A 13,514-nucleotide genomic window follows, 5' to 3' on the forward strand; every position below is an offset into this window, starting at 1 on the left:
TGCCGCCATCGGCGCGGCGCACCTGCAGGGTCAGCGGCTGCTCCAGCCACGGCGCCATGTCCAGGAACGCATCGGTGGACAGGCAGTCGATCTCGAACCGGGTGCTGCCGCAGACCGCCTCCTGGCCATCGAAGCGCTCCACCACCAGGCCGGAGGCCGGGCCGAGCAGCTGGATCAGGCGCGCCTGCTGGGAGGGAGCGCCAAGGGTGGCCAACAACGAGGAGCGAGAGACATCCATATCGACAGGCTCTTGTCAGGGAGTGTGATGATGCGTGTGCCAGGCTGCGGCCGCGTGACGCCCGCAGAGCCTGTTTCACGTCCATGTACCCGGCAACAGTAACAAATCCCATTGACGGGCTCTTTCACCGACCGGCTTCGCACGCCCCCTGACGTGTGCCTGCAACGCAGACGGGAAGTGGATCGATTTTGTCGCATTCAGCGCGACACGGGGCCGCTGCGTCAAATTATAGACAGGAAACTGTGATGAATCGCACGATATTGAGTCGGTGTCGGAGGCAAGTTGCTGGCGCGACCTGCCAAGGGACCGGGTAGGGACATCGCATCGAAGGTACGCCGCACACCGATTGGGGAGCAGCAGCGCCGTTTCCACAACGTGTAACGTGGCAGGGTGGAATTCGAGTGCACTGTGCTCAGGTCGACACGCGCCTGAAGCAGTGGTGGGCATGCGCGCGATCCGGCGCGACATCCGCATGACGCCGGTGGTGCGGCGTCATGCGGAAGGGTCGATCACCCGTCTCAGGGCAGGGTGATCGTGATGTGCGCGGTGCGCTGCGGCATCTGGACAACGTCGTTGTAGGCCGCCATGCGCTGCTGGGTTTCGTGACCCAGATAGAAGCGCAGACCGAAAAAGCCGATCACGCCAAAGCCTGCCACCAGTGCGGCGGGCAGCCACAGCGGAACAACGCGACGCAGGCTGTGACGGATGTGGTCCGGCGGCAGCGCATGCGGTGCGAACCCGTGGCGCTTTCCCTTGAGGTAGACGATCTCATCGCCCAGCCGCGCGGTGAGGTAGCCGAGCTTCTCGGTACCTTCCAGGCGGTACTTGCCTTCGAAGCCCATCAGCAGGCAGAAGTGGTACACCTCCAGCGACGGCAGGCGCGGTGCCCCCTGGCGGCGCAGTTCCTCCAGACGGTCGAAGAAGTGCTCGCCGGCCAGATGCTCGCCGAACAGGCGCAGCTGCAGCGGATTGCGCTCCCAGATCTCATGCAGCGCGGAGGGCTGGGACAGAATCGCTTCATCCACCGCCGCGCAGAACGCGTATTTGGCGGCGTAGACATCCTCGGAGGCGATGCCCATGCGATTGGCATTGCGCTCCACACCGTCGAGGAACTTCTGCACGGTCTGCACGAACGCTTCGGCATCCGACGGCAGCTGCCCACGCTTGAGCAGCAACAGCAGGTAGAAGCCGTCGGCCATCAGGTCCTGCAGGCTCTGCGGATTGGCCGCCTGCGGCGACGGCGCGGCCATGCCGCCATGCGAGCTGAGCGAAGGCATCGGGCCCGGGGTAGGGGGCAGGGGCGAATTCATCATGAGGTCACCGCGACAAGTTCCATTTTGAGATCGGCAACGCCGGCCGGCACGTAGATCATCAGCGACTGTGCCTTGAGCATCCGCTCATACAGCGCGCCGCGCGAATCCAGTTCGAAGTAGTGGCTGCCGGGGCGCACCGGGATCGCGGCGGGCACCTGGTTGGCATGCGCCAGCTTTACGCCGGGCAGTGCCGAAAGCACGCACTTCTCCACGTCGTCGGGCGCGCCCACCTTGAATCGGACCGGCACCATCTGCACCAGTTCCTGGGCGGGGATGTCGGCCGATACCGCCAGGTAGAACGCGGCGTTGTCGTCGATGCGCTGCGAGTCCAGACGTCCAAGGTGGTAGGACGGCTTGATCTCGTTGAGCGCGATCTTGAAGTAGCGCGCCGAGATCACCGTGTCCAGCAGGTTGCGGATGATGTCGAACAGCTGGCGGAACCCCGCCTCCGGCTGCGTGTGCTGATAGCGCGGCAGATCGTTGAGCGCGTAGGCATTGGAAAACGTCAGCATCGCGCCGGCCATGCGCAGCAGCTCCTGGTGCAGGCGCTCGGGATGCAGCTGCGGATGGTGGTACAGATGCGCCAGCGCACTGAACGAGGAGTTGATCGTGTGCAGCAGCCAGAACGAGGCGATGTCGCCCGAACGGAATTCGATGATGTTCTTGGAGGGCTCGCGGTGCAGTCCGTACAGTGCGTCGACCTTGGCCTGCAACGAGTCCAGGATGCCGCGCAGCTCGCGGTGCAGGGTGGGCGAGGCTTCCAGGTGCGCGCACGGCGGGATGAAGTCCTCATCCAGTTCGAAGCCGCCGGTGGAGGTGCGACGGATGCGCGCCAGCGCCACAGTGGCGTAGGAATCGCGCGGGTGCTCGTCGGTGAGCAGCTTGACCGCCTTGCCGAGGAAGCCGAGTTCGGCCTCCACCGCATCGGTGAACAGGTCGTTGGCGGCCCGGTTGACCTGGCGGTAGCGCGCCAACTGCGCGGCGTCGGCGTCGGCACAGTTATCGCCATCGTCGCGCAGCAGGGGAAGCCCGAGGTGGATCACGGTGGACTGCACGCCGGGCGGCAGGTCCTTCAGCGACAGCGCATCGGGCAGCGCATCGTGGACGGGCGCGTCGTAGCTCTCGCCATCGGGGAACACCGCCGAGATGTCCAGCGGGCGCAGCGTGCCGCCGTTGAGCGCCTGCGGATCAAAACGCACGCGGCGGCAGCCCCATGCGTACGGATGCAGGGTCAGCGAAAGATCCTGCAGCCGTGCCTCGTGATAGGCGTCCTGACGCTGGAAATGCTGGGGCCGCAGAAACAGACCCTCACCCCAAAGAACCTTCGACATCCTGCTTACATACGCCACATTTCAATCCTTGGAAATTTCAGGCAAACCGCACCCGATGAACGCTAGGTTTCCACACACATTCCCAATACAGGAATGTGAAAGTGAGCTGCGCCTCACATTTTTGATGCGACGCGAGGCTTGGATACTATCGTATGCTGGAATTCTGACGTCAGAATGAAGTCACCCCCTCAGCGAGGAGAGACGCAGCGCACGGATGCCAGACTGCTCGGATCACCGGAAAGCCGCGTGACCAACGCCGGGCTGTCAGTCGTCAGTGCGCACGCATGGATTCCCACGGTAATACCGTCGGCTGGCAGCGCCTTCTGTTTTCCGTCGAACGTCAGCCGCCAGCGGTTGTCGGCCGGCGCGCGGAACAGGGCAACCACGCCCAGTACGGCAGCGCCTTCGCTCAACTGCTCCTTCAGTTCCTGGCGCGCGCCGGGGGTCAACACGATCTCATTGACCGACAGCAGGTCCGCGCCAAGGGCGGCCTGCTCGCCGTTCTGGTCGAGGAAGGCGTTGAACGGGGCCTGTTCGAAGCGCTGGGCGCTGCGCAGGTGGTAGACCTTCACCACCGCGGCGGTGGGGCGCTTGTCATTGCCGGCATTGAGATTGGTGCCGGCATAGAGCCGCAGTGGAATGGTCGGCGGGGCATCCGGCGCCGCTTCCTTGATGCCAACGGCTTGTAACGTCTTGTCCATAGCCTTGCCAAGACCGCCACTGGCGCACCCTGACAAGGACAATGACATCGCCGTGACAACACATAAGAGAGTGTGACGGCCTAAGCAAAAATTTCGGCTCATGAGAGGCTTCATGCATTCTCGGGCGAAAAAGGACAGGGAGAGTGATTCATGCGCGGAAGTCCGTTGCGCATACAGCAGAACGCGGAAGACGGTGTGAAAATCTGCGGCGTTGCATTGAAGCAATCTATGCGCTTCACTATACCCTTGCGTATTTGCAGTTGTACACTTGCGGCGGTAGGGGACGGAATCCCGTGTGTAGTATCGGCGGGGACCGGTCTTACCTTTAGGAGTTTCTACGAGGGATTGGCATGAAAGTGAAGGAAAAGGGGAAGGCCGTCTATCGGCCGATGCTGGCATTGGTTCTGCTGTCGGGTCTGGCGGCATGCGCATCGACGCCGAAGAAGGCGGTGGTGCCGCCCTTCGACACGTCGATGACGACCGCCGAAGCGCAGGTGACCACGGCGGGTGCCGAAGCGGCGATCACGAGTTTTGAAGCTGCCTCTCGTGCCGATCCGACCCGCAAGGAACCGTGGGTGCGCATCGCGCAGCTGCAGTTCGATCAGGGTAATTACGCGCGTGCCATCGTGGCCGCCGAAGAAGTGCTGCAGCGCGATCCGGACGACCTTGTTGCCGATGGCGTGCTGACCGTTGCCGGTTTCCGCATCGCCAACCAGTCGCTGAAGCGCCTGCAGGGACGCGGCGCACTGGCCTCGGACACGGCCCGCAAGGAAGCGCAGACGCTGGCCACCACGCTGCGCACCACGATGGGTGAAGCCATCCTGGAACCGCCGGCAAAGCCGAAGGCCACCCGTGCCGGTCGTCGTACCGCACCGGCTGCCCGTCGTACGACCACGCCCGCGGCACCGGCAGCGCAACCCGCGCGTCCGGCGTCGTCCGGTGCCGGTGCGGACCCGTTCCAGAACGTCGGCGGCAACTGATCCGCATTTCGTACGGCCCCCAGTCAGGAGACACCGATGGCCAAGAAGGACAGCATTCAAAAGCGGTTGCAGAAGATCCGCCCCCCGCGGGTGCAGCTCACCTATGACGTCGAGAAGGGCGACGCGATCGAGCAGAAGGAGCTGCCGTTCGTGGTCGGCGTGCTCGGCGACCTGAGCGGCAATCCGGAGCAGCCGTTGCCGAAGGTCAAGGACCGCAAGTTCGTCAATGTGGACCTGGACAACTTCGATGAAGTGATGGAAGGCGTGGCACCGCGTGCGGTGTACCGCGTTCCGAACAAGATCAGCGACAGTGGCGGCGAGTTCGGCGTGGAGCTGAAGTTCAATTCCATCGACGATTTCCGTCCCGAGTCCGTGGTCGACCAGATCGAGCCGCTGCGCAAGCTGCTCGAATCGCGCACCAAGCTCGCCGACCTGCGCAACAAGCTGGCCGGCAACGAAAAGCTCGAGGATCTGTTGACCGATGTCCTGAACAACACCGAGCAGCTCAAGAAGCTTGGCACAGGGAAGGAGGAGTAAGTCATGGCAGCAGAAGCTACCGGTGTTGCCGAACAGGCGTCCGCTGCGGTCGAGGAGATCGGCCTGCTCGACCAGATCGTCGAGAAGAGCAAGGTCGCCAAGTCCGAAACCGAACACCAGCGTGCCAAGGACATCATTTCCGAGCTTGCCAAGGAGGTGCTGGAAGGCACCGTGGTGGTGTCGGACAACCTCAACCTGACCCTCGATGCGCGCATCGCCGAGATTGACCGGATCATCTCCGAGCAGCTCAGCGCGGTGATGCATGCGCCGCAGTTCCAGCAGCTGGAAAGCACCTGGCGCGGCCTGCACTACCTGTGCCAGCAGACGTCCACCGGCCCGAACATGAAGATCAAGGTCTTCAACGCGCCGAAGAAGGATCTGGTCAAGGACTTCAAGTCGGCGATCGATTTCGACCAGAGCGCGCTGTTCAAGAAGGTCTATGAAGAAGAGTTCGGCACCTTCGGTGGCGCGCCCTTCGGTGCTCTGGTGGGTGACTACTTCGTCGGCCGCCAGCCGGAAGACATGTACTTCATCGAGCAGATGTCGCACGTGGCGGCCGCCGCACACGCGCCCTTCATTTCGGCAGCGTCCGAAAGCATGTTCGGCCTGGAGACCTTCACCGACCTGGGCAAGCCGCGCGATCTGGCCAAGGTGTTCGACACCGTCGAATACGCCAAGTGGAAGTCGTTCCGCGAGAGCGAGGACAGCCGCTATGTGGGCCTGACCATGCCGCGCTTCCTGGGCCGCCTGCCGTACAACCCGAAAGACGGGACCACGGTGGAAGGGTTCAACTTCGTTGAAGACGTCGATGCCAGCGACCACAGCAAGTTCCTGTGGTGCAACACTGCCTACGCGATGGCCGCGCGCCTGACCCACGCGTTCGAGGACTTCGGCTGGTGCGCGGCGATCCGCGGCGTGGAAGGCGGTGGCCTGGTCGAAGACCTGCCGACGCACACCTTCCGTACCGATGACGGCGAAGTCGCGTTGAAGTGCCCGACCGAAGTGGCGATCACCGACCGTCGTGAAAAAGAACTCAGTGACCTCGGTTTCATGCCGCTGGTGCACTGCAAGAACACCGACTACGCCGCGTTCTTCGGCGCCCAGTCGGCACAGAAGCCGAAGAAGTACAACACCGATTCGGCCAATGCCAATGCGATCCTGTCTGCCCAGCTGCAGTACATCTTCGCCGTCTCGCGTATCGCCCATTACCTCAAGGCGATGATGCGCGAGAAGATTGGCAGCTTCGCATCGGCGGGCAACGTCGAGGAATTCCTGAACCGTTGGATCTCCCAGTACGTGCTGCTGGACGACAACGCCTCCCAGGAAGCCAAGGCCCAGTACCCGCTGCGCGAAGCCGCTGTGAACGTTTCGGAAGTGCCGGGCAAGCCCGGTGTCTACCGCGCTGTGGCGTTCATCAGGCCACATTTCCAGCTCGATGAGCTGTCTGTTTCGTTGCGACTGGTTGCCGAACTGCCGGCGACTGCAAAGAAGTCGTAACGCTTTGATGTTGCTGTAGCGTCAAGGGACGGATGTCCCGATTTGCAGTGACGTTTTTCTAAGAGGGCTAAACCCCCTGAACCGCCGGGAGCGATCCCGGCACCCAATCTCACGGAAGACCGGAACTTAGGAGACCAGATATGCAGCACGCTTTTCTTTCCATCGACACCATCAAGGGCGAGTCCCACGACGACAAGCACAAGGATTGGATTGAGATCCAGTCCTTCTCGCAGGATCTCCTGCAGCCGCGCTCGGCCACTGCGTCGACCTCGGGTGGCACCACTGCCGCGCGTGTGAACCTGTCGCCGATCGAAGTCACCAAGTCGATCGACCTCGCCTCCACTGCTCTGAACCAGGCGGCTGCCAACGGCACCACCTTCCCGAAGGCCCGCATCGAGTTCATGCGCGCCGACAAGGACGGCAACGCGATCAATTACTACCTGGTCGAGCTGCTGAACGTGCTGGTTCACCGCGTCACCACCACGGTCGATTCCGATGGTATGCCGCAGGAAGTGATCCAGCTGAGCTTTGGTGCGATCAAGTGGACCTACCAGCAGCAGAAGCCGGAAGGCGGCGTTGGTGGCAAGGCCGTGGCGCAGTGGAGTGCAACCAAGAACATTCCGAACTACGCCGTTTGATGTTGTGTCGCTGCGATGGCGCCTAGCGCGCCATCGCAGTCTGAAACGCCACTGGCAGTACATCGGGCGCGGCCAGGATCGGCCGCAACGCGTGTTGCCCCTCTGCACGATGCAGGGACGCAGACAGACCGGAATGACGAATGAAGGGACTCGAACCCAGCTTGCTCGAGAAATTGTTCGACGATGCCCCCAAATCCAACGGGGGAGGGCATGTGTTCAAGTCCGTATCGCTGGAGCAGTACAAGGAGTCGATCGCGCGCGATCTGGAGGGCCTGCTCAATTCCCGGGCGGCTTTCCAGGAAGACGACATGGCGGCGTTTCCCAACTGCAAGCAATCCCTGTTGACCTACGGGCTGGCCGATTTCTCGGCGATGAGCCTGGCCAACGCCTATGACCGTGCCGCCATCTGCCGTTCGCTGGAGCAGGCCGTGGCGCGCCACGAACGCCGCCTCAAGAACGTGGGGGTAAGCCTGGAAGTGGGCTCCCAGTTCGGGGGTGGGCTGCATTTCACCATCCATGCGCTGCTCGATCTCGAGCCGGCGCGGGAGCCGGTGAGTTTCGATGCAATGCTGCAGCCCTCGACCCTGCAGTACCAGGTCAGCCGCATGCGCCGCCAGCAGGCGACGGTCTGACATGCAGGATCTGCTGCCTTACTACGAACGCGAACTGGCCTACCTGCGGCGCTATGGCCGCGAGTTCGCCGACCGCTACCCCAAGATTGCCGGCCGCCTTCAGCTCAATGCCGACGGCAGCCAGGACCCGCACGTCGAGCGCCTCATCGAGGCATTCGCGCTGCTCAGTGCGCGCGTCTCCAAGCGCATCGAGGACGACTATCCCGAGTTCACCGACGCGCTGCTGGATGTGCTGTACCCGCACTATCTGCGGCCATTCCCGTCGTGCTCGATCGCGCATTTCGACATGGACGGCGTGTCCGCCAAACTCAGCGCGCCGATCACCGTGCCGCGCGGCACGGCGCTGCAGAGCCGCCCGGTCCGCGGTGTGTCGTGCCGCTTCCGCACCGCCTACGACGTGGTGCTGGCACCGGTCGTGGTGCAGTCTGCCGTCTATCGCGGTGTCGCCGAGGCACCGATGGCCACCAGCCTGCCGGCCGGCAGCGGTGCGCAGATCTCGTTGAACGTCCGGCTGGTGTCCGACCAGGCCAGTTTCGACACGCTGGGCACCGACGCCCTGCGCCTGTTCCTGGATGGCGAGCCGTCGTTGCGCGCTGCGCTGCGCGATGCGCTGGCGCTCGGCGTGAAGGTCGCCTATGTCGAGGCCGATGGCGGCGGTCGCTGGCGCCGGCTGGAGAGCGTGCCGCTGCGCCAGGTCGGCTTTGCCGACAACGAGGCACTGGTCGATTTTCCGGCGCGTTCGCATCCGGCCTATCGCCTGCTCACCGAACTGTTCGCCTACCCGGAGAAGTTCGGGTTCGTCGATCTGGACCTCAAGCCGGTCACGGCCGGCGCCAGCCGCAGCTTCACCCTGCACCTGATCCTGCACGCCAGCGCGCCCGAGCGCGGCAACCAACTGGTGCTCGAAGAGCTGAGCGCGAGCAATGTGCGCCTGGGCTGCACGCCGATCGTCAATCTGTTCACGCAGGCCGGTGAGCCGATCCGGGTGACCCATCGCACCGTCAATTACGCTGTGTTGCCGGATGCACGACGCGCGTTCGCCTATGAAGTGCATTCGATCGACTCGGTGCACCGCATCCGCCAGACCCCGCAGGGCGAGGTGATCCAGGCGTTCCGGCCGTTCTATTCGCTGCATCACGGCGAGGATCCCGACCGGACCGGCCAGTACTGGGTAGCGCGCCGTGACGAGGACATCGCACGCCAGAGCCCCGGCTTCGAGACGGAGATCAGCTTCGTCGACCTGGCGTTCAATCCGACCGTGCCGCAGACTGACACGGTGAGCCTGGAGCTGACCTGCAGCAACCGCGATCTGCCCAGCCAGCTGGCCCACGGCGTGGCCGGCGGCGACCTCAGTCTGGAGGGTGGCACGCCCGCGCGTGCGATCGGCCTGCTGCGCAAGCCGACCCGCCCGATGCGCTTCCGTCAGGGCAAGAACGCGCAGTGGCGACTGATTTCGCACCTGTCGCTGAACCAGTTGTCGCTGACCGGCAGCGGCCTGACCGCGTTGAAGGAAATGCTGCGCCTGTATGACCTGTCCGGCAGCAGCGTATCGGCGCGCCAGATCGACGGGCTGGTGGCGCTCGAGCAGCATCCGGTGACCAGCTGGATGTCCGGCAAACAGTTTGCCTCGGTGGTGCGGGGCCTGGAGATCCGACTCACCGTCAACGAGAACCATTTCGTGGGGGCCGGTATTGCCGCGTTCGCCCAGGTGATGGATCACTTCTTTGCACTGTATGTGCATGCCAACAGTTTCACCCGGCTGGTGCTGGTCTCCAGCGAGTCGGGGGAGGAGATCGTCCGATGTCCGGCGCGAAGCGGCGAATCGATCCTGGCGTAGCGCAGCAGCTGCTCGCCGAGCCGCATCGCTTCCAGTTCTTCCAGGCGGTGCGGTTGTTGGAGCAGGTGTTCCAGCGCCAGGGCGTGAAGTCCGGTCAGGCTGTGCCCATGCGGGTGCGGTTCCGCAACTCCCTGTCCCTGGGCTTCCCGGCCACCGAGCTGAGCGCCGAAGGCGTGGCGTACTCGTTGCAGGGCGACCGGCTCGAGGATGCGGCCGCGATCGACGAAGCGCTGATCGGTGAGACGCTCGCCGAGGTGCATCTCACCCCGCACTTCATGGGCCTGCTGGGCACGGCGGGTGCGCTGCCGCTGCACTACACCGAGACCCTGCAGTTGCGCGAACTGTACGAGCGCGACCGTACCGCCCGGGCGTTCCTGGACATCTTCTCGACCCGCGCGGTGTCGCTGCACTACGCGGCCTGGAAGAAGCATCGCCTTGCCCTGCAGTACGAGATCGACCGTCGCGAGCGCTTCCTGCCGCTGATCATGTCGCTGTTCGGCATGGGCATGAACGAACTGCGCGACCGGCTGGTGGACGGCCACGGCGATGTGTTCGACCAGGCCTTTGCCTACTATGCCGGCGCCATCCGCCAGCGCCCGGTGTCGGCGGCGTTGATGCAGCGCGTGCTCGCGGACTACTTCCAGGTGCCGCTGGTGCTGGAGCAGTTCGTGGGTGCCTGGTACCGCGTCCCGGCGGGGCAGGCCACGCGGCTGGGCCAGGCCAATGCATCGCTGGGCTCCAGCGCGCTGGCAGGCGACCGTGTATGGCAGCGCGATCTGCGCATGCGGCTGAGCATCGGCCCGCTGCGGCGCGAGCAGTTCGACGACTTCCTGCCTGGCGGCAGCGCCGAGCAGGCCTTGGCGAAGTGGTTGTCGCTGCTCACCGGTGGCACGCTGGAATATGAGGTGCGGCTGGTGCTGCGCCAGCAGGACGTTCGTGGTTCGGGACTGGGCGCCGGCAATGGCGCCCGCCTGGGCTGGGACAGCTACATGTGCTCGCGGTCGGCCGAGGGCCCGCGTTCGGACACCACGTACGGCATCCATACACTGCAATGAACCAGCAAGGAGCGCGTTTCCCCGCATGAGCATCAATCTCAAGACCCTGATCAGCAAGCTGGACGACACCTGCCGTCTGGCCGCCGAGCGAGCTGCCAATCTGTGCATGTCGCGTGGCAACTACGAGGTTGATCTGGAACACCTGTTCCTGGCGTTGCTGGAGCAGCCGCAGAGCGATTTCGTGTTGATCGCGCGCCGCTGCGGGATCGCCCCCGAAGCGCTGGAGCGCGACCTGTCCGACGAGATCAGCCAGTTCAAGACCGGCAACAGCCGCACGCCGGTGTTTTCACAGCACATTCCCAAGCTGTTCGAGCATGCCTGGCTGATCGCCTCGCTGGACTCGGAAACCAGCCGCATCCGGAGTGGCCACCTGCTGCTGGCGCTGATGACCGAGCCGGAGCTGTCGCAGCTGGCCTATCGCGGCTCCAAGCTGTTCGTGCGCTTCAAGGTGGATGCGCTGAAACATGACTTCGCCAAGCTCACCGAGGGCTCGCAGGAAGCCGGCCAGACCGTGCGCAACGCCGATGCAGGGGCGGGTGAGGGCGATCTTGGCGGCGAGACCGCAGCGGCGGTGGATGGACAGAAGGGCGGCCTGTCCAAGACCCCGGCGCTGGACCAGTTCACCACCAACCTCACCGAGCGCGCGCGCGAAGACCGCATCGACCCGGTGATCGGCCGTGACGCCGAGATCCGCCAGGTGATCGACATCCTGATGCGTCGCCGCCAGAACAATCCGATCCTCACCGGCGAGGCAGGCGTGGGCAAGACCGCCGTCGTCGAAGGCCTGGCCCGGCGGATCGCCGGGAAGGACGTCCCCGACGTGCTGCTGGGCGTGGAGCTGCACACCCTGGACATGGGCCTGCTGCAGGCCGGCGCCAGCGTCAAGGGCGAGTTCGAGAACCGCCTGAAGAACGTGATCGACGAAGTCAAGAAGAGTCCGCATCCGATCATTCTGTTCATCGATGAAGCGCACACCATGATCGGTGCCGGCGGCACCGCTGGCCAGAACGATGCGGCCAACCTGCTCAAGCCGGCATTGGCACGCGGCGAACTGCGTACCATCGCGGCTACCACCTGGAGCGAGTACAAGAAGTACTTCGAAAAGGATGCGGCGCTGGCCCGTCGTTTCCAGGTGGTCAAGGTCGAGGAGCCCACCGAGGCGCTGGCGGCGGCGATGCTGCGCGGCATGGTCGGGCTGATGGAGGCGCACTTCAACATCCGGGTGATGGACGAAGCGGTCACTGAAGCTGTGCGGCTGTCACATCGCTATATCAGTGGTCGCCAGTTGCCGGACAAGGCCGTCAGCGTGCTCGACACCGCCTGCGCCAAGGTGGCGCTGGGCCAGAGCGCGACGCCGGCGATCATTGAAGACACCCGCAAGCACCTGGACCGCCTGGCGGCCGAGCTGTCGGCGCTGGAGCGGGAAACCGCCGGCGGCGCCAGCCACCATGCCGAGCGTCTGGGCGAGCTGCGTCAGCTGCAGGCCGACGCGCAGGCCGTGCTGGCCACCAACGAAGCGCGCCTGACCAGCGAGCGCGCCCTGGCCGATCAGATCCGTGCGCTGCGCGCGCAGATGGAGGCGACCGGCCCGGAGGCGGCGACCGATGTGCCTGGCGCGGCCGACAAGCCGGCGCGGGGCAGGAAGGCGGCCGCGAGCGCGTCGCCGCAGCAGACCGAACTGGACCGCCTGCTCGGCGAACTGCGTGCACTGCAGGGCGAGACCCCGATGGTGCCCCTGCAGGTCGATGGTGGCGTGGTGGCCGAGATTGTGTCGGCCTGGACCGGCGTGCCGCTCGGCCGCATGGTGAAGGACGAGATCCGCACCGTGCGCAACCTTGGCGGGCTGCTGGTCGAGCGCGTGATCGGCCAGGACCATGCGCTGGAGGCGATCGCCCAGCGCGTGCGCACCGCGACCGCCAAGCTGGAAGACCCGAACAAGCCGCGCGGCGTGTTCATGTTCGTCGGGCCTTCCGGTGTGGGCAAGACTGAAACCGCGCTGGCGCTGGCCGACATCCTGTATGGCGGCGAGCGCAAGCTGATCACCATCAACATGAGCGAGTACCAGGAGGCGCACAGCGTCTCCGGCCTGAAGGGCTCGCCGCCCGGCTACGTGGGTTATGGCGAGGGCGGCGTGCTGACCGAAGCGGTGCGTCGCAATCCATACAGCGTCGTGCTGCTGGACGAAGTGGAGAAGGCCCATCCGGACGTGCTGGAGATGTTCTTCCAGGTGTTCGACAAAGGCCAGATGGATGACGCCGAAGGACGCGAGATCGATTTCCGCAACACGCTGATCATCCTCACGTCCAACATCGGTTCCTCGCAGATCATGCAGGCGTGCCTGAACAAGCCCGCCGAGGAGATGCCGACCGCCGATGCGCTGGGCGACGCCCTTCGCCCGGTGCTGATGAAGAGCTTCAAGCCCGCCTTCCTGGGCCGCATGAAAGTCGTGCCGTACTTCCCGATCAACGACGACGTGCTGGCCCAGATCATCGCGCTCAAGCTCGGTCGCATCCGCGACCGTGTGGCGGGCAACCACAAGGCCACGTTCTTGTGGGACGACAGCCTGGTCGAGGCCGTGCTGTCGCGTTGCACCGAAGTGGATTCCGGTGCGCGCAACGTTGATCACATCCTCAACGGTACGCTGTTGCCAGAGATCGCGGAAAGCGTCCTGGCAGCGATGGCCGAAGGAAACCGGATCAACGCCATCAAGGTGACCGCAGGGAAGAACGGCGCCTTCAAATACAAGTTGTCCTGA

General features: G+C 64.5%; 11 protein-coding genes and 1 pseudogene. 8 read left to right on the forward strand and 4 right to left on the reverse strand.

Annotated elements, in window-relative coordinates; all coding sequences use genetic code 11:
- The 4 genes and pseudogenes from GDJ08_RS00005 to tssJ all read right to left on the reverse strand — a co-directional run.
- Nucleotides 1-238: pseudogene (locus GDJ08_RS00005) on the reverse strand (type VI secretion system Vgr family protein); the annotation flags it as partial.
- 518 nt (nt 239-756) lie between these two features.
- On the reverse strand, nt 757-1,548 hold the full coding sequence (gene icmH, locus GDJ08_RS00010; protein ID WP_037591511.1) for a type IVB secretion system protein IcmH/DotU: 792 nt from the start codon (nt 1,546-1,548) through the stop codon (nt 757-759).
- A complete protein-coding gene (gene tssK, locus GDJ08_RS00015; protein ID WP_153164006.1) occupies nt 1,548-2,882 on the reverse strand; it encodes a type VI secretion system baseplate subunit TssK in 1,335 nt (444 codons plus the stop codon). The genes icmH and tssK overlap by 1 nt, the downstream gene beginning before the upstream one ends.
- A gap of 188 nt (nt 2,883-3,070) precedes the next feature.
- The gene (gene tssJ, locus GDJ08_RS00020; protein WP_051008643.1) at nt 3,071-3,685 is read right to left on the reverse strand and encodes a type VI secretion system lipoprotein TssJ; all 615 of its coding nucleotides are present in this window, start codon (nt 3,683-3,685) and stop codon (nt 3,071-3,073) included.
- Nucleotides 3,686-3,933: 248 nt separating this feature from the next.
- Here tssJ and GDJ08_RS00025 point away from each other — a divergent pair, with 248 nt between their 5' ends.
- The 8 genes from GDJ08_RS00025 (at nt 3,934) to tssH (ending at nt 13,514) form a co-directional block, all read left to right on the forward strand.
- Nucleotides 3,934-4,563, forward strand: a complete 630-nt coding sequence (locus GDJ08_RS00025; protein ID WP_017356834.1) for a tetratricopeptide repeat protein — start codon at nt 3,934-3,936, stop codon at nt 4,561-4,563.
- A gap of 36 nt (nt 4,564-4,599) precedes the next feature.
- Nucleotides 4,600-5,100 carry a type VI secretion system contractile sheath small subunit gene (gene tssB / locus GDJ08_RS00030; protein ID WP_017356835.1) on the forward strand — a complete coding sequence of 167 codons (501 nt, stop codon included), beginning with the start codon at nt 4,600-4,602 and terminating at the stop codon, nt 5,098-5,100.
- A gap of 3 nt (nt 5,101-5,103) precedes the next feature.
- A complete protein-coding gene (gene tssC / locus GDJ08_RS00035; protein ID WP_017356836.1) occupies nt 5,104-6,597 on the forward strand; it encodes a type VI secretion system contractile sheath large subunit in 1,494 nt (497 codons plus the stop codon).
- Between the two features lie 140 nt (nt 6,598-6,737).
- Complete coding sequence (locus GDJ08_RS00040; RefSeq protein WP_017356837.1) at nt 6,738-7,235, forward strand: Hcp family type VI secretion system effector; 498 nt, start codon at nt 6,738-6,740, stop codon at nt 7,233-7,235.
- 140 nt (nt 7,236-7,375) lie between these two features.
- A complete protein-coding gene (gene tssE, locus GDJ08_RS00045; protein WP_017356838.1) occupies nt 7,376-7,867 on the forward strand; it encodes a type VI secretion system baseplate subunit TssE in 492 nt (163 codons plus the stop codon).
- A gap of 1 nt (nt 7,868) precedes the next feature.
- Entirely contained in the window at nt 7,869-9,704 is a 1,836-nt protein-coding gene (gene tssF, locus GDJ08_RS00050; protein ID WP_017356839.1) for a type VI secretion system baseplate subunit TssF, read from the forward strand.
- Complete coding sequence (gene tssG, locus GDJ08_RS00055) at nt 9,668-10,759, forward strand: type VI secretion system baseplate subunit TssG (protein ID WP_017356840.1); 1,092 nt, start codon at nt 9,668-9,670, stop codon at nt 10,757-10,759. Before tssF ends, tssG begins: the two co-directional genes overlap by 37 nt.
- A gap of 25 nt (nt 10,760-10,784) precedes the next feature.
- The gene (tssH, locus tag GDJ08_RS00060) at nt 10,785-13,514 is read left to right on the forward strand and encodes a type VI secretion system ATPase TssH (protein WP_136007196.1); all 2,730 of its coding nucleotides are present in this window, start codon (nt 10,785-10,787) and stop codon (nt 13,512-13,514) included.

The sequence above is a fragment of the Stenotrophomonas nematodicola genome (assembly GCF_009467805.1).
GTDB classification, from domain to species: domain Bacteria; phylum Pseudomonadota; class Gammaproteobacteria; order Xanthomonadales; family Xanthomonadaceae; genus Stenotrophomonas; species Stenotrophomonas nematodicola.

What these genes read in the sequence shown, in the direction of transcription:
- tssB (WP_017356835.1), top strand. Translation starts at nt 4,600, where the DNA reads ATGGCCAAGAAGGACAGCATTCAAAAGCGGTTGCAGAAGATCCGCCCC.
- tssF (WP_017356839.1), top strand. Translation starts at nt 7,869, where the DNA reads ATGCAGGATCTGCTGCCTTACTACGAACGCGAACTGGCCTACCTGCGG.
- GDJ08_RS00040 (WP_017356837.1), top strand. Translation starts at nt 6,738, where the DNA reads ATGCAGCACGCTTTTCTTTCCATCGACACCATCAAGGGCGAGTCCCAC.
- tssJ (WP_051008643.1), bottom strand. Translation starts at nt 3,685, where the DNA reads ATGAGCCGAAATTTTTGCTTAGGCCGTCACACTCTCTTATGTGTTGTC.
- GDJ08_RS00025 (WP_017356834.1), top strand. Translation starts at nt 3,934, where the DNA reads ATGAAAGTGAAGGAAAAGGGGAAGGCCGTCTATCGGCCGATGCTGGCA.
- tssE (WP_017356838.1), top strand. Translation starts at nt 7,376, where the DNA reads ATGAAGGGACTCGAACCCAGCTTGCTCGAGAAATTGTTCGACGATGCC.
- tssH (WP_136007196.1), top strand. Translation starts at nt 10,785, where the DNA reads ATGAGCATCAATCTCAAGACCCTGATCAGCAAGCTGGACGACACCTGC.
- tssG (WP_017356840.1), top strand. Translation starts at nt 9,668, where the DNA reads ATGTCCGGCGCGAAGCGGCGAATCGATCCTGGCGTAGCGCAGCAGCTG.
- tssC (WP_017356836.1), top strand. Translation starts at nt 5,104, where the DNA reads ATGGCAGCAGAAGCTACCGGTGTTGCCGAACAGGCGTCCGCTGCGGTC.
- icmH (WP_037591511.1), bottom strand. Translation starts at nt 1,548, where the DNA reads ATGAATTCGCCCCTGCCCCCTACCCCGGGCCCGATGCCTTCGCTCAGC.
- tssK (WP_153164006.1), bottom strand. Translation starts at nt 2,882, where the DNA reads ATGTCGAAGGTTCTTTGGGGTGAGGGTCTGTTTCTGCGGCCCCAGCAT.